Genomic DNA, 24,831 nt, shown 5'->3' on the forward strand with positions numbered 1-24,831 from the left:
CTTTTAAGGGAGGACTATTTACTTAGTGTTTATCTCCTATTCTATTAGTGCACAAAATTGCTAAATTAAATGTATGATAGCCTTATTTTTAGGCAAACATTTCTGTGGTTTTAATGTAAGCAATGAAACTTAGTATGCCTTTATTCTGTACATAAAGCCAAGCTCAATACGGTTTGTATTGAAGTCTCTCAAACCAGAACCCTCATTATAATCGTATTTTCTACCAACGTATGCTAAGAACACACGGAAGTCTTGGCTCTTTACTGGATAATATTCTATACTACCAATGTAAGCATAGCTCTTACGATAGTCTTTTAGTGGTTTCACTTTAGTTACACTAGCAGTTTCGTACATAGCTTTCAGCATAAGGTTCCATTGTGGTGCAAACTGCCAATTCAGCTTTGTTATGAATGAATTGTAGTGAACATCGCTGAAATAAGAACCGCCTATATATGCTGGCATAGCTGTAAGTTCGGTTGATGCAATTTTTAAACGGTCTAAACCATCGAATGCACCCATATAATCGAAATACCATTGTAGTTTAGGTAAATTTAGTTCTTGTCCTAAAACTACCATGCGAGAGTATTTGTGTCTTGCTTGTGTCTGAATACCCCACGACCAACGAGTAAGCAATTTATTGCCAAAGAAACTACCATTCCAGTTTACAATGTATGTAAGTGGATTTTTTGATGCTTCTAAGTCGCGTACACTGTTCTTTTCTAAACTAATAGGATTGCTTCCATATTCGGTAGCAAACTTATTATTATAAGCATTGCTCACCTCAAAAGCTAATTCTTGTGTAGCAACAGGTTTATAACTAACAGCAACACCAGCCATAAAGTTATCCATATTGTCTACCATATCAGAATATTGGTAAATAACCATAGGATTCTCGTCGAATTCAAAACCTCCCCAGATTTGGCACATTTTACCAGCTTCTACTTTTAGCTTGTCATTAAACTTATATCCAACCATCATAATATCGGTAGCCTTTGCAAAGTTGTCTTCGCTTTGCGCACCATTAGCTTTGTTTAGACGGTGGCGGAATCGATAGTAAAGTTTATCGGTAAGATTACCTTTAATTTCAATACGAAGCTGTTTGTTAGCGAACTTTGTGCCCCAATCTTTATTGGCATCTTGTGCAACCTGTCCAGAAGCTGCATAGTTAAAATAGACATTAAACATATCGTTATGTTTCTTCAACTTCGCAATTTCTTCCGACAGCGATTTGAAATCGCCATCTCCTACACCATAACCGTGGTTATCTTGTGCATTACTACTAGTGGCAACTGCCAGCAACATTCCTAAAAGTAAAGAGTGTTTCATAATTGTTTATTTTTTATGTTGAACGTATAAAACATTTTTTTGTGAGTAAAAGCAGAAAAAAGCTAACGCAAAATCGCAAAAGAGCAGGTTTTAGTAACACAGTTCTCTTGCGATTTCTGTTCTATCTATTAGTATTCAGCAAAGTATTGTTGAATTTTCTGCCAATCTCTTGTTTTTGTTAAAGCAAGCATTAAGAGTACACGTGCCTTTTGTGGATTAAGGTTCAATGAAGCAATGAAGTGATATTTAGCATCGTCAACCTCGCCATTCAGATTGGTAGGACCAAATGGAACACGACTTGAACGTACAACGTTGATACCATTATTAACAGCTTTCAGCGCAACATCAAAAACATCTTTGTAGAAGTTTCCATCGCCTACACCAGCCAAAACAATACCATCATATTTAGCATCTACAAATGCTTGCATTGGAATAGGAGAACAGTTGGCATAACCATAAACAATACCAACCTTTGGAAGAGAAGTTAAATTTTTTACATCGAACTCTGATTGGAGACCTTGTTTTGCCATTGGTTTGTGCAAATATACAGGCTTACCATTATAAACGTAACCCATTTCGCCATACAAACCACCTTTGAAAGTAGCGCAATCGGTAGTGTGTGTCTTTATAACAGATTTAGCTTCGAACAATTCGTTGTTCATACAAACCATAACACCTTGACCTTTTGACGATGGAGAAGCTACTGCACAGATTCCATTATACAAGTTAGCAGGACCATCGGCACTAATAGCAGTAGAAGGACGCATAGAACCAACCAATACTACTGGTTTATCAGAGTGAACAGTTAGAGAAAGGAAGTAAGCTGTTTCTTCCATAGTGTCTGTTCCGTGAGTAATAAGAACACCATCGTAGCCTTCTTCGTTTAATAGCTGATTAATACGGTTTGCTAATTTCAACCAAACAGCATCGTTCATATCCTGACTACCAATATTTACAATTTGTTCGCCAGAAACATCGGCAACATCTTTTATTTGTGGAACAGCATCTATTAGTGTTTGAACACCAACTTGTCCTGCACCGTATGCAGAATTTGTTGCCGATGTAGAAACACCAGCAATAGTACCACCTGTTGCAAGAATACGAATTTTAGGTTTTTGCGCAAATGCAATTGTAGACACTGCAAATGCCAATACCATTAGAAGTGAAATCTTAAATCTTCTCATAATAATAAAGTTTGATAAGTTTTATTTACTTGTTTAATTTTTGTTACCTTCTTTTATATGCTGCCGGAGTCTTATTAAACGAATTGAATAATCAGCGCCGCCACAGCAATAGAAACAATAGTTGTTACAAATCCTGGTAATTGAAAACTGTGGTTTATAACAAACTTACCTACATGTGTTGTACCTGTACGGTCGAAATCAATAGCTGCTACCTCTGTTGGATAGTTTGGCAAGAAGAAATAGCCATTGCAAGCAGGAAACATTGCTACTAATAACATAGGATTAATGCCTAAAGCTACACCTACAGGATAAAGAGTGCTAACAGTTGCAGCTTGTGAAAATAGCATAATGCTCATAATAAACAGAGCAACCGCAAATAGGAAAGGAGCGCTAGCTATCATTCCCGATAAGGCTTGATTTAAATATTCCTCATTACCTGTATAGAATGTGCTTCCCATCCATGCAATACCAAATATGCCCACTACAGCATTCATACCTGCTTTGAATATATTGCCATTAACTGCATCGGTTGGCTTAGCTTTACCAACAAAAAGTATTAAAGCTGCAACCGACATCATTATCATTTCTATGGTTTGGCTCATTGTAACTCCTTCCGGACGCAATTTAGGGAAGAAACCGAAAACAATCACTAATAAAACACCAGCAAAGAAAGCCCAAACTGAGTATTTCGCACGTGGATTAGATTCTTCTTCCGCCTTTTCTAAGTTTCGTTTGTCTTCGTCCGGATTAATTATTCCCTCAGCAACTCTTCGCTTATATTCTGGATCGTCTTCCAATTCTTTACCAATGTGGTTCTGAATGAAAGCAGCAACCAAAATAGCTATAAGCGATGCAGGAACACAAACAATAAGAACAGTTCCTAACTCTATACCTTTTGCACCAAGAATATCTTGACTAATTAAAGCTGCTGTGGCAGCACTTACAGGACTTCCTGTTATTCCAAGAGATGCTGCTATAACACTCAAACTCATTGGACGTTCAGGACGTATTTTGTTTGCTTGTGCTATTTCAGAAATAATAGGCAACAACGAATAAGATGTATGTGCTGTTCCTGCAACAAGACAAAAAAGCCAGCAAGTTAAAGGACCGAAGTAAGTGATTTGCGAGGGGTGTTTTCGTAAAAATTTGGCAGCGACACCCACTAAATATTCTAATCCACCAGAAGCTTGTAACGAAGCTGCTGCTGTAATAACAGCAACAATAATCATCATAACATCAATAGGTGCTGAGCCAGGTTTAAGACCAAAACCATAAACAAGTACGAAAACGCCAATCATACCATATATTCCCAAACCTATTCCACCAACTCTTGCACCAATAAATATCATGGTTAAAACCACGAACAATTCTGCAATCACTAAAAGTTCCATTCTACTGTTTTTGTTTTTGTATTATGTTTTCTACAAAAGTACAACTTTTTATATTGTAACTGTTTTCTTCCTCTACGAAACATTGTGTTGTTACCATATTTTAACAAAATAGTTGTTACATTTTCTATAGCCATCTGAAAGTTCTTGCCATTTATATATCATAGTGAAAGGTTGAGTAACAATACACAAAAAACAATTCTATGTAAAAATAGTAGATATGTGCGTATTGTTTCTTTATGTTTTTGTATGAGAATATTTATGATAGAAGCAGGAATAATGAAGAATAATGTTTAACTTTGCATTCGTAGTAAATTAACAAAAACAAACTAAATAAATAAAAGTATGAAAGTAGGAGATAAAGCTCCCGATTATTTGGGAACAGACCAAGATGGAAAAGAAATAAGATTAAGCGACTATAAAGGTAAAAAGGTAGTGCTTTACTTTTATCCAAAAGATTCTACTCCTGGTTGTACGTCAGAGGCTTGCAACTTACGAGATAATTACGAGTTAATGTTAAAACGTGGCTATGTAGTAATTGGTGTAAGCATTCAGGACGAGAAATCGCATAAGAAGTTTATAGAAAAAAACAATTTGCCTTTTCCACTTATTGCAGATGTAGATAAGAAACTTAACGAAACATTTGGTGTTTATGGCGAAAAGAAAATGTATGGACGTACTTATATGGGTACCTTCCGCACCACCTTTATTATAAACGAAGAAGGTGTGATTGAAGAAATCTTCACACCAAAACAAATAAAGGTAAAGGAGCATGCCGAACAAATATTGAAATTAGGAGCAGAATAAAAACCAATTGTGAAACAAACAAAAAGAATAAGCAAAGCTACGAAAGAACAGCTCGTAGCCTTTGCTGCTTTATACGAAACAAAAGATTTTATTAATGGGGACCCATCGTGGTTTATGCACCAAGTAGATGGTACACTAAACAAGGAAACTATAGCATTTATAGCAGCTTGTTTAAGTTATGGCTCGCGAAAAGTATTTATGCCCCGCATTCAGTTTTTGCTCAATTGTGCAAAAGAAAATCCATACGAATGGATTCGGCAGGGCATTTTTCGACAAGATATTCCCGATAACGATGCTTGTTTCTACCGGCTTTATACAAACCACACTATGTATGTTTTCTTTGTTGCGCTCGAAAAAATGCTAAATACATTTGGTAGTATTAAAAACTACATAAAATGTTATGCTAACGAAAAAGAAAGAAGCTCCGAAACAAAAATAGAAGCAATTGTAGCAATAGAAGCTCTTTGTACATTCTTTGCCGAACAACAAGTAATTGGCATTGTACCTAAAAATACTTCATCTTCGTGTAAGCGCATTTGTATGTTTTTACGTTGGTTAGTGCGCAACAATTCGTCTGTCGATTTGGGTATATGGCACGATTTTATCAATAAACAATCGCTTATAATTCCTTTAGACACACATGTATTGCAGCAAGCAAATAGATTGAAGTTGCTGAATACAACATCAACAACAATGTCGGTTGCACGCCGATTGACCGATGTTTTACTTAAAATATTCCCAGACGACCCCCTAAAAGGCGATTTTGCATTGTTTGGTTATGGTGTAAATCTTTAGCTATAAATTGTTTTATAGAGCAACTTGTGTTTAGCAATATATACTTTTATGCCTACGAAATGTTTCTTTTATTCTTCAATTGGGCTAAGATTTATAAAAGATACTTTTTATTATTTCACCTCCACTAATAGTTTAGCTTGTTATAACTATGAGTAAATGTTCAGTTCAATGGCATTCATTCGTAGTTTAAATATCGTTATAATGGTATTTAAACGCCAATTAAATGTTATTTAGCTAAATGTGGCGTATACTGCTAAAGGTATATTTTTGTCCATATTCTTTCCTACCAGCTATATTGCTTTATACAAAAGTATATTTTTCTTTTTCCTATTGCGTTTCTACACATTTCTATTGTATTCTATGCAATATTTCAAAAAGAAAATGTATCTTTGTGATAGATAAAACAAAGAACTATTAACATTAAGCAAATGACAGATATTAAAAATTTCTTTTCAAAAGATAAATCTGTATATAATGAACCTAAAGAAGATTTCTATATGCAGTCTACATTGATTCATATAGCAGAGGCATTTTCGCGTATTACATATAAAAGTATATTCTTGTTAGACTATTATAAACAAGAATTTCTTTATGTATCTAACAACCCTTTGTTTCTATGTGGACACACTGCAAAAGAAGTGAAAAATTTAGGATATAGCTTTTTCTTGGAACATGTGCCAGAGGAAGAACGAGAAATGCTCATCGAGTTAAATAGTAATGCTCTTAAGTTATGGGAAACTTTCAATGATATCGACAAATCTCAATGCTATATGTCGTATCATTTTCATTTGAAAAGTGGAATAAAAAATAATTTGGTAAATCAACAAATCACTCCCATATTATTGACAGACGACGGAAAAATAAGAGTTGTTATGTGTGTTGTATCTTTATCTTCGCATAAGACTATTGGACATGCTGAATTTCATAAAAAAGATTTTGAACATTATTGGGAATATTCTTTTGAAAAACATAATTGGGAAGCACGCAAAGAAATAGCGCTCAACGAACAAGAAGTTGAGGTGCTTAAATTGTCTGCTACAGGGTTTACAATGACAGAAATTGCAAACAAAATGTGCCGTTCGTTACATACTATCAAGTTCTACAAACGGAACATTTTTGAAAAATTAGGTGTAACAAATATTTCAGAAGCAATTTCGAGAGCTATCTCAAAAAAGCTATTCTAAAAATTTGTTTTTGTTTATAATAAAACGAAAAGAAGAAGATAGATAACAATACCCATTATCTGTTCTTATAATATTCATATTTCTAATAGTTCTGTTTGTATAAGAGATGATTAGCATACATTTAGAATACTAATCATCTTCTTTATTTCTTATTTTTCCATAGGATTATAAAATAATGACAGCTGTTCAGAAATAGGGTGGCTACCTTTTTCTGAGTTATCCATAATAATTACACGTGCTCCTGTGCTAGATATAAAAAGACCTGCGTGTTCATACATATTTTTTTCAAACTTTATCCACTCTGTTTTTGACATATTTTTATACTTCCAATCATAATTAACTATGGGTAGCGTTTGTTGTGTAAGTCCTATACATTCGAAAGAAAAATTGTGTTCTGTATCTGTTACTTTAAGAATAGCTCCAGGCAAGCCAGCAAATTTCCATGGACCTGTACTTATTGGAATATCATTTGTAAACCACACAATATATTTTCGTCCTCCATATTCGGTTGTTGCTTTCTTACATTTATAACCAAACACACTATCAACACTGTTTTCTATATTCCACTTCATTTGTGGTGAAGGCTCTGTATATCTGCATACATCTTTTGTAAAAGGGATACGATTATCAACAGTGAGTTCCTTTTTCTGTAAATCTGTCCTTATTTCATATCCTTGCCAACCTTGTTCAGGGGTTGCCATTCCATAAAGTTTTATGATAGAGTCTCTTTTTACATCAAGTTCATGGAGGTTCTTACTATAGAATGATGTGTATTTTTTGCCAATAAGTAAGATCATATCATCTTCAAATTGCATTTTAGTGTCATTTGCCGATGCTTTTATTTTAACATGGTAAATTAAATTAAGATATGATTTATCAATTGTTTCATACTTACTTACATCTTGACTCATAAGAACGAGTCCTGGACTATCCATCGCATAAGTGATTGTTACTTGCGATTTAATACTCTGATGGAACATTGCCATAATTGTTACGATGAGTAATCGTTTTGCTAAATTCATTTTTTCCATTTTATTAAAGATTTAGATAATTCTGAAACGTATACCAACTAAGAATGTCCTTCCACGGAGTTCTAAACTATTTTCCGATTTAAGAACACTGCTGTCTGTTATCTTATGGAAAACATTTTTATTTAATAGATTAATACATTCCATATTTAGAGTTACAGACTTTAGTCTCCATTCAAGTGTAGAGTTAAGAAATAGGCTTGTTTTTTCTTTTCTAAAATAATTATTGTAATAATACTGTCCTTCTACGTTTAGAGTCAGGTTCTTGGTTAGATTAATAAACGCAGAATTCAAGCTATTGAATGTAGAAATGTTTTTTTCACTCGTTTTATTGTTAATGTAAGTTTTGTTGAATGTATAGAGATTTATGCTAGAAATTCCAAACCATTTGGTGAACTGAGCATTAAAATCTATTCCTGTCTGAAAAAAGTCTGTTCTGCCTTCGTATGTATTATTGTTGATTTCATAGTTTTGGTAACTTTTTCCTATACTTAATTGTTCTGAAATTTTAGTATTCCAACGATAAAAGGCTTTTGATGCTTCTTGTTTAAGTTGCATAATGCGATAATTTCCTATTGTAGGAGAAAGATGGAAAACCAATTGGCGATTCACAATATTATAGGCATGGAGATAGCCATCTTTTGCATTCACATATATAAATCCAACGTTTGCAAAGAACATCTTTAATACATTTTTATAGCTTATGGCAATATCTCCTTTTAATGTTTTGTTCAATTCTAATCGATAAGGCTGTGCATTGTTAAATACATTCCTATAGTTCAGATAATACATCTGTGGTAAAATATCTATGCCGTTACCAAATTGTCTATCATGACTGATAATAGATATTACTTCCCAATTTTCTAAAGGTTTCCAACTAAATGTGGCGTATGGGTTAAAAGAAAATTTCTGTCTATTCTCTTTCCTATTTGCTAATATATCCTTTTGGTTATATCCCATCATACCAATTGGTATGTAAACAGCAAAATTTATTTTATTTGGCGAATAGTAAACAAATTTTGGCAAAATGTAGTAACCATATTTTATCACCCTTATATCATTTATAGAATTGGGTAAACTTGTCTTTAGGTGTTCATAGTTTAATTTACCTTGTATCTTTATATCAAATTTTACGAAATTTATAGGGAAACTAAATATCGAAAGAGTATTGTCTATTATAAAATTCTGTGCACGGAATATTTGAGTAGTTTCGTTAAATCTCAAATTTGATTTTGATGTTTCAAACTTCATTTCTGAGGTAAACTCGTTAAACAGATGTTTAGAATTTGTGTTAAGTAGTAGACTGTTGGATATTGAAAAATCGTTTTGTTTCAATAGTTGAGAAATAGAAGAGTCATTCTCTAAGACAGAGCCTAATGCATGGTTGAAGTTCAAATTAATCCCAAGCAAATTTTTTAAGTATAAACTTTGTGAATTAATTTTATAATTCAAATAAGTAGCAATATGATGCATTCTGTTTTTGAGATTATTCTGTTCGTTATAAATTAAATCTTGTTTACTGTCAGCATAATAACGCAGATAATCATGTGATTTTCGATGTTCATAGTCATATAGATAATTAAAACTACAACTTAACGTACGAGTATCGTTAAGTTTGAAGAGTTGATTTATTGTAGTTGCTGTAGAATTGTTATTGTAAGACCAGCTTTTATTGATAGGTGCATTGTTTGGAATAATGAGACCAATGCCATACGAAGAATTTATTTTTGTGGGAGCATGTAGTTCCGTGCGTAGGTCATTTCCAATATTATTAGATTTTACGAAAGATAAGTTTTGTCTTTTTTGTGTAAACTGCATAATATTTAGGTTTACATCGCGTGCAATTGGAGTTCCACCTACTTTAATATCAGCATTGGAGGTAATGACTCCTTTAGCAGAATTTCTCAATTTTATGTTGATAGATGGCTGATCGTTAGTTTTTTTTCCACGAAGTACATTGGCTTCCTCGTGATGTTGTAATATCTGTACAGAAGCTATACTTTCTACATTAATATTAGTAGTTGCAATATTATATCTATCGCCTAATATATCATTTCCTTCTATATAAAAATCTTTTATCCATTGTCCGTTGACAGAAATTTTACCTTCACTACTTATGGTCAGCCCTGGCAATTTTTTCAACAAATCTTTTAAAACTTTATCATTCTTGTCAATGAAACTTGCTGCTACATAATTAATAGTATCTCCTCTTTCTCTTATCTTTTTTGCTTTTACAATAACTTCTTTCAGTTGTTTTACTTCTGGTTTTACGTTAAACGTTAGACTTTGTGTTTCGTTCTTAATTATCTTTTCAATAGTTTTTACGTTGAATCCCGTTACTATAATCTTTAACTGTGCGAATGTAGGAGCATCTATTATTAGAGAGAAATTACCATTTTCGTCTACATTAGTAAAAGCAAGAATAGAGTCATTGTTTACAGGAGTTACTGTTAGCATAACAGACTCGTCTCCCACAACTTTTCCATCTATTTTGTTCTGACCAAATATAGATATACAACTAAAAACAATAGAGATGGTTAAAAGAATCTGTCTCATACTATATAGCATTTAAGGTGTGGTTATGCTATAATAGGCGTAGCCACAGTTATTAATCATTAAGAACTCTGTGTGTATTTATCACACTACGGTTGAATAATCTTGTAATCTCGATTATATCTCTTTTGCGAAATTATAAATGTTTTTTTATTATTCCACTACACAAAAGTATATTTTTCTTTTTTCTATTGTATTTCTATACTTTTGTGTAGCTTTTTTATGCGATATTTTTTCAAAATGATGTGTAGTTAATAAAAATCTATCTTTTTGTACACTATCTTATTCGTGGAAAGTGGTTACTGTAACATTAAAATATAGGGGCATCGGTATCTTTATTCTCTATTTTTCTGCTAATCGACTTATTTTTTCCAGAATTAAAATTGAATTCAATACCAAAAATGCACATCGATTTATTGTCTCTGATGCTACGTTCTAAATATTCCTGAACAATAGAGTTGTTATTTGTTTTGGTAATGTAGGTAGCATCTTTACCAATAAATACCATTCCCAATGAGAACTTCCAGTTTTTTAACTGGTATGCAATGCTAAAATCGTTTTTTTCTTCACTTCTAGTTTTATAAATACCCTCTGCTGAATAAGTAGGAATAGAATAAGTATAGTTTGCCGACCAGTTTTTATAATTGAAATCTAAGCTAAAATAGTTGGGGCAAGAGAAAACACTAAACTTATTTTCGGCTGTAGAAATTGTATTCTTACAAGGATCTAATGTTATTTGTAAGCGCAATAAATTTGTTCCAAATGGTTTTATAGATGCATTTACTCGTCCACCATACGTGTAAGCATAGTTTCCATTCACCGAATTGTAGATAAAATGATTGCCTTCTTCGTTATAATATCCTATAATTGGACTTGTTTTATAAAGATGGCTTAATATTAATTCTAAATCCAGATATTTGCTATAAAAATTGTATAATAGCGCATTTGTGTAACTATACTCGTTTCTTAAGTTTGGATTTCCTGAATAGTAAATGTCTTTACTGGTCATTTTTACGTTATTGCTAAGTTGTGTTACGGTTGGAACATTAGTTCCAACTACAGACACAAAACGTAAAGTAGACTTATTTGATAGCTTATAGCCCAAAATAAATTGAGGATTAAAAAGAGTTCTATGGTAAGAAGTTATAGCACTTTTACTATTTAAGAGAGTAAAACCCAAATTTAGTTGGTACATAAACCTATTTTTTGCACCGTCTATGCTTGCATAAATGCGCTGTTGCAATATATTTGAAGTGTAATTATAGCTTCCTTTCAGATTTTCTAAATCGGAAAACAAGTGAGAATAGTCAAACCGATAGCCAGTATTTATATTTCCTAACCCTATTTTGTGTGTGTATATTACTTCTCCAATGAGACTTGACTTCTTGTTGTTTAAATTCATTTCGTCTTGAAAGAATAAACTATTCCCTGGTAAAACATATTGGTTGTTTTTATTTTTTCCATTTGTTTCGAAAAAAGTAGTGGTAACATTGGCAGTCAATTCATTTTTTTCTCCAAACTTTTGCCAGTAATACAAGTCGATGGAAGGGTTGAATGTATGTGTTTTGTCTGTATTATGGCTTATTATATTCAATGCCGAACTGCCATTTACATATACACCTGTGTTGTTAGATGTAGAAAATATACGCTCAATATTTGGTGTGAGTGTTACTTGGAATATCTTTTTATCCAGTTGTGTGTAGGTATATTTCAGAGAAATATTGTGCGTAGCATAGCCAAATTTTTCTTTTCCAGAAGTTTCGTCTAAACAATTAACCCCATTCAATGCATATTTGTAGCTATTCTGCGTAAAGCAATCCTTATAATTCCGATAGTTAAAATTGTATTCAATATGAAAAATGCTATTTCCTTTTGTTGCTGCGTAAAATAATCCGCTGTTAGAAAAACCTGTTGTTACGGCATTAGAAGTATTTATTCCAAGCGAATAACCATTATCTAATTGTTTTGTTACAACATTAATAACACAAGTAGCAGAAGCATAACGAGCGGGTGGAAAATCGTAATAGTCTACTCGTTTTACTTTGTTGGGAGCTATGGCTCTCAGTTCGTTTTCGGTAGATCGTACTCCATTTATAAGAATTAGCGGGTTTCCTTGGTTGGTTGTTAGTTTACCCGACATTAAGTCTTCTTTTACTCCAGAGATATTTTTTAGTAAATCGCGCGCCATTTGTGCTCGTTTAATTTCTTCGCTTGTAAAAACAATAGAGCGATGGTCTATTTTTTGATTATTACGACTTGCAGTTACAACCGTTTCATTCAGTTGAGTTACTGAAGGTTTTAAATCAAAATTCTTGGTTAAGACTTGACCAGAAGAGGACATAGTGATGCGTGTGGAAGTTGTAAGAGTTTCGTAACCTATACACGAAATTATAAAACGATAGCGACCAATAGGAATATTCTCAATAAGGTAGGAGCCTTCCATATCTGTTATTGCACTATACAAAATTTTTGTTGTATCGGAAGCATTTTGTACCGCAATGTGAGCAAATTCAATTTTCTCTTGTGTAGTTAAATCTTTTATACTCCCTTGTACGTTTATTTGAGCATTACAAAATAAGTGTGTTAGAAAGGTAAAAGCAAATAGAAATAGGACTTTTTTGTACATTTTTATTTTATTTTTGGTAATGAGAATAATTGAGTTTCCTTGTCTATTGTTGGTTCATCGCCAACAGTGAATCTGATATTAATTACCCCTGAAAAATATTTGTTAGGCTTTTTATAGTTTATCACCGTTATTTGTTTTATCATTTCCATAGGTACTTGTTGCAGAATCATATCTATCTTTTCATTAGGTATTTCCGTATTGTTTGCAAAAATTTTATAAGGCGAATCAGATGCTTTGGGAAACAGCACCCTGTCTTCATATTCTATTTCTAATTTCTTTTTAAGAAAGTCTAACAACAAGAGTTTTGCATCTTCTTTTGTTGGGGTTAGAATTGTTTCAGAATATGTTTTCTCGGTGGGAATGTATTTGAAATGGGCATTAATATTGCCTACAAATTCAGGTTTCTCATTAAACTTGTTACATAAATAACTTGCAGCTTCTGAATTTCCTTCGATAACCGAAATGGTATAATTCTTAAATATATCCATAGGAACTCCATAGAAAGAAAAAGCACCTAATGAATTTGAAACTGTAATAGCTTTGGGCATTTGTTCTCCTTCTTTAGTTAAGGCAATTGTAAGGTAAGGAACACCAGAAGTTAATTTTGTACTGTCGGTGTATGCTATGCCATTATACCAATAATTGGTATTTTCTTGCGAAAATATACTTATGCTTTTTAATGTCAAAAGTAGGAATAGAATAAATTTATATCGCATATTGTTTGTTTTGGTTGTTATTTATATAACAAAGGTATAAATAAAAAAATATTCTGTGTATTTTTCTTTTTTAACATAATAAAACATTCTGTGTATGTTTAATTTTCGTTAGTTGAGCATTCTGAATGTGATGATTTTATAGTGTATTATTTGCATTCTATACGGCAGAAAGACAGAATGTAATAACAGTAGGAGGAAAATATTATTATGAAATTTAATTTTCTAATAAGAAAAATTTTTTTTCTTATTATATTTCTTGTGGTTTATAATAAGATTTGAAGCGTGTGGCAAAAACAAGTTGTGTCTTTTTAAATATTACGTTTTGCTTTATTTTTAAACTTATATTTTTTTGCTTTGTAGAAATAGGGGAGAGTATGAAAATATTGTTTAAAAACAGCAAGAGGATATATCGCCCCATTGGATATATCCTCTTGTTAGTTATGTAAATTTATTGTTTTTACAGCTTAGCTGTATCTTAAAATCTGTCCTTGCACGAGTTTTGTGTAAACTCCCAAGTGATTAAGTTTGCACAATTGGTCTTTACTTATACTATGTTGGCGAGCAATTGATTCGATCGTTTCGCCTTCTGTTACTTTGTGGTAGAGAATTTGGCTACTATTTGTTTGCTGTGCAGCCGAATTGCGACGAGCAGAATAATCGGTATTTGGCATACTATTTTCGTTAAACGAGTATCGTGTATGCCCCTTTCCTTGAATATTTTCGCGCGAATATCCAGGACTTGCATCTTTACCACGAAGAGCTGTAGCACGAGCCGACTCGTTATCTAAAGTTTGTCTATGAAAAACATAGAAGTCGCCAGTAACATCTTGGTGTGGGAAATCGAATAATAAAGCAGGATTAATGGCTACACCAGCTAAACGTGTTTCGAAATGTAAGTGAGAACCAGTAGAACGTCCCGTATTTCCACCTAAAGCAATAGGTTCTCCGGCTCTAACTGTTTGGTTTGCGTAGACCATTTGCTTTGAAAGGTGTCCGTAATAAGTTTCCAAACCATTGTTATGACGTATAACTACATATTTTCCGTAGCCTCTTGCATCGTATCCCACAATGCGAACTTTTCCAGAAAAAGCAGCACGAATAGTATCGCCAATATAAACTTTAATGTCTAATCCTTTATGAGCACGTCCCCAACGACGACCATAATTGCTTGTTACAACTCTACTTGGAGTAGGCATGTGGAAACCACGTAGGTCTATTTTATAAACATCTGGCAAATATCCTTGTGCATGTGTTCGTGAATTGCTCCAATCGTTGTATAACATTGATGATGGATTTTCTACTTCTTCTGCTTCTTGTAAGCGATTAATTACCATTGTGTCTAACGATTTAGCACGACGGTCTACAGGAGATTGACGAGCAATTAGGTCTTGCGCACAAATTGGCGTAACAACGAAACCTAATAAAGCCGACAAACCTAATGTTTTAACTATTCTTTTTAAAGTCATTATTTTCTCTTTTCAGATTCGGTTATAATTCAAATGGATTAACCGTTGGGTTTCCAAAATGTTGTTCTTTGGTAGTTGGACAATACAAAAGTCCAACTGAATGAATTAAGAACGTTGCAAAGATAGGTATTTTCTAATAAAAACTTTACTCCCTTAACAGTTTTTATTGTATTAGAATGCTACCTTTCTTTTATCGCTATATATTTGTATATTTATCTTTGACGCCCTTAATAAGGCTATTATACGCCTTATTCTTATTTGAATTTACGATATGGCACCCCAATTTATATTAGCATTTCTTAACTCTTTGAGCCTATTCCAAAGTAAATTATATTCACTTTTCGAGCAAGTAGGGTCGTTATCTATTATTTTCTTGGCTTCATCTCGTGCAAGTTGTACTAATTGTCCGTCTCGTGCGATATCTGCTATTTTTAAATCGAATGCAATTCCACTTTGTTGTGTGCCTTCAAGATCGCCTGGACCACGAAGTTTTAAATCGGCTTCTGCTATTTCAAAACCATCGTTTGTATTGCACATAATATCAATTCGTCTTCGTGTTTCAGTAGTAAGTTTATGATTGGTTACCAATATACAGAAACTTTGTTCAGCACCTCTGCCCACTCTCCCTCGTAATTGGTGTAGTTGCGATAGTCCAAAGCGTTGAGCATCTAAAATAACCATTACGCTTGCATTAGGAACATTCACACCAACTTCTATAACGGTAGTAGCCACAAGTATTTGTGTTTGTCCTTCTACAAAGAGTTTCATTTCGGCTTCTTTTTCTTTATCTTTCATTTGACCATGGATTTTGCTCATTTTAAATTCAGGGAATACCTCCTTTAGAGCTTCGTATCCACTTTTGAGATTTTTAAGATCTATTTTTTCGCTTTCCTTGATTAATGGGAATACTATATAAACCTGACGTCCTAAGTTTATTTGTTTGCGTATACCATCGTAGAGGCTGGTTGTTTGTGTGTCGAATTTATGAATGGTTTGAATGGGTTTTCTTCCGGGAGGCAATTCGTCTATTACACTTACATCTAAATCGCCGTATATTGTCATTGCTAAAGTACGTGGAATAGGTGTAGCGGTCATAACAAGAATATGTGGTGGATTTTCGTTTTTCTTCCATAATTTTGCACGTTGTGCAACACCAAAGCGATGTTGTTCGTCTATTACAGCCAAACCTAAATTGTTGAATTGTATTTTATCTTCAATAATAGCGTGAGTTCCCACAACAATATGGATAGAACCATCGATAAGTCCGTCTGTTACTTCTTTACGTTTTTTGCCTTTCACGATACCAGTTAGCAATTCGATACGCAAATTCATTCCGTGTAAGAATTCTTTTAAGGTTTGCAGATGTTGTTCAGCAAGAATTTCTGTGGGAGCCATAAGGCAAGTTTGGAAACCATTGTCTACAGCAATAAGCATAGACATAAGTGCGACAAGTGTTTTTCCAGAACCAACATCGCCTTGTAGCAAGCGGTTCATTTGTTTTCCGCTTCCCATATCAGCACGAATTTCTTTTATTACACGTTTTTGAGCATTGGTTAGTTCGAAAGGTAAATTATGCGTATAGAACCAGTTGAATTGTTTACCAATAGTTTTGAAATAGTAGCCACGATATTTTCTACGTTGATCGCTTGCATATCGTAATATATTTAGCTGTACGTAGAATAGTTCTTCAAATTTTAAACGAACTTGCGCTCGTTGTGTGTCATCGATAGAGGCTGGGTAGTGAATTTTACGTAAGGCATCGTTACGCGATATAAGATGCAAACGTTGAGTAATGAAATTAGGTAATGTTTCTGGTAATGGTTCTACCAGTTTTTCTATAAGAGTTTTGGTTAATTTTTCTATGGTATGCGAGGTTATTCCCGCTTTCTTCATTTTTTCTGTAGTGTTATAAAAAGGTTGCATTCCCATATTGTTGAGTTGCAACTCTGAAGTGTCGTCTATATCGGGATGTGTAAATTGAAATCGTTGATTGTAGATAGAGGGTTTTCCGAATATTACGTATTCTTTCTCAATGAAGTAGTTTTTATATATATATTGTGAGCCATTAAACCATACAAGATCGCAGACACCGTGCCCATCAGTGAAGTGTGCAACTATACGTTTTTTTCGTCGTCCCATATCAAATTCTTCGAAGCTTAGGATATGTCCTTTAATTTGTACGTATGGCATATTAGCACTAAGCTCCGAAATGAGATAAATCTTTGTGCGATCTACATATTTATATGGATAGTATTCTAACAAATCGCTATATGTAGAGATACCAAGTTCTTTTTTTAGAATCTCTTTGCGATGTGGGCCTACCCCTGTGAGATACATTATGTCTTGTTGGAGTATATCCATTCAGGCGTGTTAATCTTTTGGTTGTTTCTCGTTAATAAGTATTTCTGCTAACTTTAGGTCTAACGGTGTTGTTATCTTAATATTCTCTTGGTTTCCTTCTACTAACGATATTTTGCAACCAAATTGTTCCATAACAGTAGCATCGTCTGTAAAAGACTCTTGATAGGGTTGTGCAAATGCCATTTTTGCCATCATAATATTGAACACTTGTGGCGTTTGTACATTGTAATAATTGGCTCGTTCTACACTTTTTGAGTTTCCGTTCTTTTCTACAATACGTAAACTTTCGGTTAGGGGCATTACAGGAATAGCTGCACAGGTTAGTTGTGCTTCATCGTAACATCGTTTAATAGTATTTACCGAAACAAATGGGCGTACACCATCGTGAATACCTACAAGACCATCGTTTCCTTCTGGAATTTGTGATAAACCATTGAGAGAAGATTCGAAACGTGTGGTACCACCATTAACAATTTGATGTTCGATGGTAAAAGAATATTTGCTGCATAGTTCTTTCCACAAGTTTTGTTGTTCTTCGGGAAGTACAAGAATAATTTTTAAAGTTTTATCGTACTCGTGGAAGCGTTCGATAGTATGCATTAATATTGGTTTTTCGCCTATGAGAAGAAACTGTTTGGGGACTTCATTTCCCATTCGTTGTCCTTTACCACCTGCAACTATAACAATATAATTCATTGTTTATTCAATAGAAAGTTATTTAATGAAGTTTTATTAGTTCAGGAATCAACATACCATCTTTCACCTCTTTTGCAATAGCTATAGATGTGAGCTGTTCCAAAAGAGTAAAACCATAAATAAAAGCTGCAGCTGGTCCTTTACCCGTAGTAATATTCCCATCTATTGTGCAAAGCTCTCCAGTATATTCTGCGCCAGTTAGTCGCTTTTCAAAGCCAGGATAGCAAGTTGCACGTTTCCCTTTTAACACTCCAACAGACCCTAACACCATAGGAGCGGCACAAATTGCTCCCAAACGTTTACCATTTTCGTTCTGTTTAACGAGTAATTTACGCAAACCTTCGTGTAGGTTTAAGTTAGCAGCTCCAGGCATTCCACCTGGTAACATAAGAATGTCTGCATCTGAGAAATCATTAACCTCATCGAATAAGAGATCGGCTTTTACAGTAATTCCATTTGCCGATTCTACCATTAAATTATTGGAAATGCTAACTGTTTTTACTTCAACACCACCTCTTCGAAGTATATCTACTGGTGCCAATGCTTCTATATCTTCAAAGCCATTAGCTAGAAATTCGTATGCTTTTGCCATATATTTTTTATTTAAACCTTTAAAATTCCATCTTATTTTGTTATTTTTGCAAAAGAAAAGTATTGATTAAGTCTTTTTGAAATAACCCAAAAGACATTCAACAATAGGTCTCGTCTCCTAAAAAATACGCTTGCAAATATACGATATTATTCACAATTTGGCAAAGACGGAGGAGAAAAGATTAGTTATGCACTGTTTTTGACGGTGGAATATAACTTTAGACATAAAATTTATGATAAGAAAAGAACTTAGTTTCGCAATCTTCGGGAATAATAAACAAACACTTGAAGCCGATTATATAAAAGAAGTATTTGATTATCTTACCAAGCATAATGCTCGAATCTTTGTGGAGGAACATCTTTATGAGAACCTTTGTAAAGATTTTGTTAAACGAGAATTAGTTTCGGGAGTGATTACGGACGATAATTTTAATACAGATTATGCAATCTCTTTAGGAGGCGATGGTACTTTTCTTAGAGTGGCTAGTAAGGTGGGGGAGAAACAAATACCTATTATTGGAGTGAATATGGGACGTTTAGGTTTTCTTGCTAATGTGTTGCCAGGTGAAATTAAAGAAGTCTTAGATGCTATATATAGAGGTGATTTTGATATTGATGAGCGTTCTGTTATAAAAATAGAATCGGAGAACGAGGTTATAGAAACAAGTCCTTATGCTTTGAACGATATATCCATATTAAAGCGTGATAATGCCTCGATGATAACAATTCATACCAATATAGACGATGAATATTTAGTAACATATCAGGCAGATGGTTTAATAATAAGTACACCAACAGGCTCAACAGCTTATTCTTTATCGAATGGCGGTCCTATTATTGTTCCTCGAGGTGATATTTTATGTTTAACACCAGTTGCACCACATAGTTTAAATATTCGCCCGATAGTGTTCAACAATAATGTTATAGTGCGTTTAAAAGTAGAAAGTCGTAGCCATAACTATTTGGTAGCAATTGATGGGCGTTCGGTAAAACTTAAAGAAGGGACCATATTGACAATAAAGAAAGCTTCTTTTGTAACACGAATAGTAAAATGCCGCAATTATAGTTATTTTTCTACATTGCGAACCAAACTTATGTGGGGTGCTGATTTGAGAAAATAACATAGAAAGCGAACTGTATGGAACGTATGGAAAAGGTAAAATACAGAAAAGAGTCTCCAAAGTAATGAGAATAAAAGTTTTTTTCAATGCTCCGAAAACCAAATATGGTGCAAAAGAAATTTTTCTTTGGCTTTGGCGTGCATGGCGTGGAAACCGTTTGCAGGCTGTGCTTAATGCCATGGTTGGTCTTTTTGGTGTTGTAGTATCGTTATCATCAGTATGGGCAGTACAACACGCTATAGATGTTGCATCTCACGAAACAGAAGGAAACATAATTATTGCTGTACTTATTATGGGTGTACTTATTTTGTGTAACTTTGCACTAAATATAGCTTCGGTTTGGATACGGAATATTTTGGGGATTAAGGCTCAGAATAAAATGCAGCAAAAGTTACTCGACCGTATCTTACGCTCAAAATGGAATGGAAAAGAAACGCACCATTCAGGAGATGTGCTAAATAGATTAGAAACAGATGTAACCAATGTAGTAAACTTCTTGACTGAGGTTATTCCAAACTCACTTTCCACTTTAGCACTCTTTGTAGGAGCATTTGGCTACTTGTTTATGATGGATTGGCGTTTGGCAATTGTTATTGTTATTATGATTCCTATCTTTATTCTCTTTAGTCGTGTATATGTACGGCAAATGCGTCATCTAACAAGTGAAGTTCGAACATCTGACTCAAAGGTTCAAAGTATATTGCAAGAAACTATTCAACATAGACTACTTATTAAAACTTTAGAAGGCGATAGTGCTGCTGTTGATAGATTAGAAGACACACAAAGTGTATTGCGAAGTAATGTTGTGAAGCGTACAAAATTCTCGGTATTTTCTTATTTAGTGCTTAATCTTGGCTTTTCTATTGGCTATCTTATAGCTTTTACTTGGGCAGCTGTTAGACTTTCGGGAGGCACATTAACCTTTGGTGGTATGACTGCCTTCTTGCAATTGGTAAACAAAATACAAAATCCAGCACGCCAACTTACACATCTTGCGCCTCAATTTGTGTCGGTTTTCACTGCGGCAGAACGATTGATGGAGTTAGAAGAAAATCCATTAGAAGAACAAGGAGAGCCTATTGAGCTGAAAACACCATGTGGCGTACGTTTCATAGATGTAGCTTTTGCATACGATGATTCGGAAGATAATGTAATAGAACACCTTACTTTTGATTTCTATCCTACTTCTTGTACAGCCATTTTAGGTGAAACTGGAGCAGGAAAGACTACTATGGTGCGTATGATTTTGGCTCTTTTGCAACCTAATAGCGGGAAAGTTGAAATATATAACGAAAAGGAAAGCTATGAACTAAGCCCACTTTTGCGTACAAACTTTGTATATGTACCACAAGGAAATACGCTTATGAGTGGCTCTATTCGCGACAATCTTCGTTTAGGAAAACTAGATGCTACAGACGATGAAATGATGGAAGCACTCAAACAAAGTTGTGCTGACTTTGTGTTTGAACTTCCCGATGGGCTAAATACACAATGTACGGAACAAGGTGGGGGGCTTAGCGAAGGGCAAGCTCAACGTATTTCTATTGCAAGAGCATTGTTGCGTAATCGTAGTATAATGCTGTTTGATGAGGCAACATCTGCACTTGACCCTGACACAGAGCGAAATCTGTTGCAAAATATTCTATCGAAACGAAATAAAACAATTATATTTATAACGCATAGACCTGCAGTGATGGAATATTGCGACCAGACGATAGAAATAAAGAAACGACATTCGTGTAGAGAGTATATTAAGGAGAAAGTAAATGGAAACTCTAATTGACATATATAACAATAAAAGAAAAACGGAAATGAAAAGAATTATTCTATCAACTATGTTTCTTTTAGCGACTTTCGCTACTGTTGTGGCACAAGATTTAGATAGTAAGTATGCCACAAACCTATTGAAGAATGGCACTGTTGCGCCTGAATTTACATTGCGTACAGCCGACGAGAAAGAAATAAAACTTAGCGAGTTTAGGGGAAACTACGTTGTTTTAGACTTTTGGGCTTCGTGGTGTCCTGATTGTAGAAAAGATATTCCAGCAATGAAACAGCTTTGGAATGACTTTATGGATTATAATGTGCGTATCATAGGTATATCTTTCGATACAAATAAAGATGCGTGGGTGAATACATATTGGGATAAATATCAAATGAATTGGACACAAGTGAGCGAACTGAAGAAGTGGAAAAAAGAAACAAAAATAGACCGCTTATACCATATAGATTGGATTCCTGCGATGTATCTTATAGACCCAAATGGAAAAATAGTACTTGGTACTGTTGAAATAGAAAAATTGCGTGCAACGTTAGAAGGATTAAAGACCAAACTAAAAATGTCTTCTGCAGATGTTATGCCTGCGTATGTTGGTGGTAATGAAGCAATGGAACAATATTTGAAAGAACACCAGCTTTACACATTACAAACACGTAAGATGCGTGTCGAAGCTAAGGTTGAAGTGTTGTTTAGTGTTGAAATGGACGGAGCTATTACTGGCGCACGTGTCTTAAATGTTACGGAACTGAAGGCGAATAGTCCTAAATTCGATAAATTAAGTAAAGATAAGCAGAACGAAGTAATAGCGGCTGCTAATGAACATTTCCGTAAAGAGGCTATTAGGTTAGTAGAACACATGCCAAAGTGGACACCTGCTTTAAAGAAAAATCGTCCTGTAAAGGAAACAACAACGATAGTAGTAGAGTTTAATCCATATTATAAAGGTCCTAAAAAGTAATTCTGTTGTAAAAAATAGAATAGTGAAACCTTAATTTGAAATACTAATATGACTTTTCTCTGTTATTTAGAGGATTGGTTTCAAGATATGCGGCAGTTGTTCCTTTATATAGCAGAGAAAAGCACAACAGTTTACCTTCTTTTCTACAGAGCGTTAATAGGTTCTATAATATATTGTAAAAGTAAGGTATGATATATGAGGGTGTGTCAAAACTCGTTTTCAGCTAAAGACAGCTATCATTTTGTAAAGAATAACCGTTACCAAGGAGTTAATAACTCAATGATAACGGTTACTTTAATATTTATGAGGGAGTGAAACTGTTAATATGAAAGGAAGCTTTTCTGAATTCTTAGTTTTGACACACCCCCATATAAGAAATCTATCTTATTTTACTTTCTCTTCTGAGTCGAGCATGTGTTCTGGAGAAAGTATTTTGTCGAGTTGCTCTTTTGTAAGAACACCCTCTTCGAGTACTATATTGTATACAGAACCGCCAGTTTCAAGTGCTTTTTTAGCAATCTTAGTACTGTTCTTATAACCAATGTATGGATTAAGTGCTGTAACAATACCTATAGAATGTTTTACCATCTCTGCATTGTGTTCGCGGTTTAAAGTAATACCATCTATACATTTCTCTCTAAGGGTATCGAAAGCTTCGCCTAACCAGGTAATATCTTCTACTAGGCATTGCATAATAATTGGTTCCATTACATTCAATTGCAATTGACCAGCTTCGGCAGCAAGCATAACCGTTGTATCGTTACCAATAACTTTGAAGCAAGTTTGATTTGTAACTTCTGGGATAACAGGGTTTACCTTGCCTGGCATAATACTTGAACCTGGAGCCATTGGAGGAAGATTGATTTCGTGAAGACCACAACGTGGACCAGATGCCATAAGACGGAGGTCGTTACAAATCTTAGAAAGTTTTATAGCCAAACGCTTCATTGCGCTACTGTATTGTACTAAATCGGTAGTGTCTGGGGTTGCAGCTATAAGGTCTTCACTTGCTTTAAACTCCATACCAGTAAGTTCGCTTAACTTCTTTGCACACACTTTAGGGAAACCTGGTGCAGCATTTAAGCCTGTACCAATAGCTGTTCCACCCATATTTATTTCGAGGAACATATCGGCACTCTTGTTTAAATTCTCTATTTCGGCTTCGAGCAGATTGGCAAACGCATTAAATTCTTGTCCGCTTGTCATAGGAACGGCATCTTGTAGCTGTGTACGTCCCATTTTTATATCGTGCTTAAACTCTTCAGCCTTTTTACGGAAAGATGCTATAAGCTTTGCGAGTTTCTCTACTAATGTTTTGTTCATACGAAGCAAAGCTACATGTATAGCTGTTGGGTATGCATCGTTAGTAGATTGACCGCAGTTAGCGTGGTCGTTAGGTGCACAATATTTAAATTCGCCCTTATTATGACCAAGTATCTCGCATGCACGGTTGGCTATAACTTCGTTCGCATTCATATTTACAGATGTACCTGCACCACCTTGTACCATATCGGTAACAAAATCTTCGTGGAACTTTCCATCTATAATTTCGCGACACGCCTGTGCCATTGCATCACAAATTTCGTTGTTAATTTCGCCTAACTCTCGGTTTGTTTCAACAGCTGCTAGTTTAACGTATGCCATTGCGATAACGTAGTCTGGATAGTCGCACATTCTCTTTCCAGAGATATGATAGTTATTTACTGCACGTTGTGTTTGCACGCCGTAGTATGCGTTTGCTGGTACTTGAAGTTCGCCTAAAAGGTCGCTTTCAATACGGAAGTTTTTGTTGTTTGTTTCGTTTGCCATTTTTATATGCAACTTTTGTTAATTGAATGTTATGTTTATGTTAGTTCTGAGAGAATATTTGAAAAATCTCTAAATACATTGTAGAAATATTCTTAGCTATACTTTGAGCTTTTCGCAATTCTATTCTCTTTGCCAGGTTCTTTGTTAGATGTCGTAGCCAATAATGTGTAATTACAGCCTATCTAACTTTTCTTCGCTCGGCAATGCAAATGTACCAAATTATTAGTTGGTGTGGGAAGTTTTATAATGAAACATTTTAATGTTAGCAATATTTAACTAATATGTTTACTGCTTGATAAACAACAGAATGTGAATATAATATATAGTTTTGATAATTATTTGTTTTATTTTGTACGTGTATGTATTTCAGATGGTATGCAAATATATTTTAATCTTTGCTTAATGTTAATACCATTTTTATTATCAAAAAGTAAAATCAGTG

The 24,831-nt window shown here is 34.2% G+C and carries 18 protein-coding genes; 6 read left to right on the plus strand and 12 right to left on the minus strand.

Going from position 1 to position 24,831, the window contains the following annotated elements:
• Positions 1-129: 129 nt before the first annotated feature.
• The 3 genes from HMPREF9144_RS02580 to HMPREF9144_RS02590 form a co-directional block, all read right to left on the minus strand.
• Positions 130-1,326, minus strand: coding sequence for a porin (locus tag HMPREF9144_RS02580; RefSeq protein ID WP_006044279.1), 1,197 nt, complete (start codon positions 1,324-1,326; stop codon positions 130-132).
• Positions 1,327-1,454: 128 nt separating this feature from the next.
• Positions 1,455-2,510 (minus strand): L-asparaginase 2, encoded by a 1,056-nt coding sequence (gene ansB, locus HMPREF9144_RS02585; RefSeq protein ID WP_006044280.1) that lies wholly within the window; start codon positions 2,508-2,510, stop codon positions 1,455-1,457.
• A 74-nt stretch (positions 2,511-2,584) separates the two neighbouring features.
• A complete protein-coding gene (locus tag HMPREF9144_RS02590) occupies positions 2,585-3,901 on the minus strand; it encodes an anaerobic C4-dicarboxylate transporter family protein (protein WP_006044281.1) in 1,317 nt (438 codons plus the stop codon).
• A gap of 342 nt (positions 3,902-4,243) precedes the next feature.
• On the opposite strand from HMPREF9144_RS02590, the gene bcp reads away from it, so the two are divergent.
• The 3 genes from bcp to HMPREF9144_RS02605 all read left to right on the plus strand — a co-directional run bounded on the left by bcp (position 4,244) and on the right by HMPREF9144_RS02605 (position 6,684).
• A complete protein-coding gene (bcp, locus tag HMPREF9144_RS02595; RefSeq protein WP_006044284.1) occupies positions 4,244-4,705 on the plus strand; it encodes a thioredoxin-dependent thiol peroxidase in 462 nt (153 codons plus the stop codon).
• Positions 4,706-4,714: 9 nt separating this feature from the next.
• Positions 4,715-5,500, plus strand: a complete 786-nt coding sequence (locus tag HMPREF9144_RS02600) for a TIGR02757 family protein (protein WP_006044285.1) — start codon at positions 4,715-4,717, stop codon at positions 5,498-5,500.
• Positions 5,501-5,928: 428 nt separating this feature from the next.
• Positions 5,929-6,684 (plus strand): response regulator transcription factor, encoded by a 756-nt coding sequence (locus HMPREF9144_RS02605; protein ID WP_006044287.1) that lies wholly within the window; start codon positions 5,929-5,931, stop codon positions 6,682-6,684.
• A gap of 149 nt (positions 6,685-6,833) precedes the next feature.
• On the opposite strand, the gene HMPREF9144_RS12640 is transcribed toward HMPREF9144_RS02605, so the two are convergent.
• The 8 genes from HMPREF9144_RS12640 to HMPREF9144_RS02645 all read right to left on the minus strand — a co-directional run bounded on the left by HMPREF9144_RS12640 (position 6,834) and on the right by HMPREF9144_RS02645 (position 18,722).
• A complete protein-coding gene (locus HMPREF9144_RS12640) occupies positions 6,834-7,715 on the minus strand; it encodes a GLPGLI family protein (RefSeq protein ID WP_006044289.1) in 882 nt (293 codons plus the stop codon).
• 12 nt (positions 7,716-7,727) lie between these two features.
• The gene (locus HMPREF9144_RS02615; RefSeq protein ID WP_040595369.1) at positions 7,728-10,268 is read right to left on the minus strand and encodes a hypothetical protein; all 2,541 of its coding nucleotides are present in this window, start codon (positions 10,266-10,268) and stop codon (positions 7,728-7,730) included.
• Positions 10,269-10,575: 307 nt separating this feature from the next.
• On the minus strand, positions 10,576-12,891 hold the full coding sequence (locus HMPREF9144_RS02620; protein WP_006044291.1) for a TonB-dependent receptor: 2,316 nt from the start codon (positions 12,889-12,891) through the stop codon (positions 10,576-10,578).
• 2 nt (positions 12,892-12,893) lie between these two features.
• Positions 12,894-13,607: a hypothetical protein gene (locus HMPREF9144_RS02625; protein WP_006044292.1), complete on the minus strand. Its 714-nt coding sequence runs from the start codon at positions 13,605-13,607 to the stop codon at positions 12,894-12,896.
• 464 nt (positions 13,608-14,071) lie between these two features.
• Positions 14,072-15,073 (minus strand): peptidoglycan DD-metalloendopeptidase family protein, encoded by a 1,002-nt coding sequence (locus HMPREF9144_RS02630; protein WP_006044294.1) that lies wholly within the window; start codon positions 15,071-15,073, stop codon positions 14,072-14,074.
• Positions 15,074-15,337: 264 nt separating this feature from the next.
• Complete coding sequence (gene recG, locus HMPREF9144_RS02635) at positions 15,338-17,434, minus strand: ATP-dependent DNA helicase RecG (RefSeq protein ID WP_006044295.1); 2,097 nt, start codon at positions 17,432-17,434, stop codon at positions 15,338-15,340.
• Between the two features lie 9 nt (positions 17,435-17,443).
• Positions 17,444-18,130 (minus strand): 2-C-methyl-D-erythritol 4-phosphate cytidylyltransferase, encoded by a 687-nt coding sequence (locus tag HMPREF9144_RS02640; protein ID WP_006044296.1) that lies wholly within the window; start codon positions 18,128-18,130, stop codon positions 17,444-17,446.
• A gap of 22 nt (positions 18,131-18,152) precedes the next feature.
• Entirely contained in the window at positions 18,153-18,722 is a 570-nt protein-coding gene (locus HMPREF9144_RS02645) for a DJ-1 family glyoxalase III (protein ID WP_006044297.1), read from the minus strand.
• A gap of 232 nt (positions 18,723-18,954) precedes the next feature.
• Here HMPREF9144_RS02645 and HMPREF9144_RS02650 point away from each other — a divergent pair, with 232 nt between their 5' ends.
• The 3 genes from HMPREF9144_RS02650 to HMPREF9144_RS02660 all read left to right on the plus strand — a co-directional run bounded on the left by HMPREF9144_RS02650 (position 18,955) and on the right by HMPREF9144_RS02660 (position 22,580).
• Positions 18,955-19,842: an NAD kinase gene (locus tag HMPREF9144_RS02650; RefSeq protein WP_006044298.1), complete on the plus strand. Its 888-nt coding sequence runs from the start codon at positions 18,955-18,957 to the stop codon at positions 19,840-19,842.
• A gap of 64 nt (positions 19,843-19,906) precedes the next feature.
• A complete protein-coding gene (locus tag HMPREF9144_RS02655; protein ID WP_006044299.1) occupies positions 19,907-21,625 on the plus strand; it encodes an ABC transporter ATP-binding protein in 1,719 nt (572 codons plus the stop codon).
• A 28-nt stretch (positions 21,626-21,653) separates the two neighbouring features.
• Positions 21,654-22,580: a redoxin domain-containing protein gene (locus tag HMPREF9144_RS02660; protein WP_040595526.1), complete on the plus strand. Its 927-nt coding sequence runs from the start codon at positions 21,654-21,656 to the stop codon at positions 22,578-22,580.
• 384 nt (positions 22,581-22,964) lie between these two features.
• Here the strand turns inward: HMPREF9144_RS02660 and HMPREF9144_RS02665 are convergent, their stop codons facing one another.
• Positions 22,965-24,389: an aspartate ammonia-lyase gene (locus HMPREF9144_RS02665; protein ID WP_006044301.1), complete on the minus strand. Its 1,425-nt coding sequence runs from the start codon at positions 24,387-24,389 to the stop codon at positions 22,965-22,967.
• Positions 24,390-24,831 lie beyond the last annotated feature (442 nt).

Origin of the sequence: Prevotella pallens ATCC 700821 (genome assembly GCF_000220255.1) — a bacterium.
Lineage (GTDB): Bacteria > Bacteroidota > Bacteroidia > Bacteroidales > Bacteroidaceae > Prevotella > Prevotella pallens.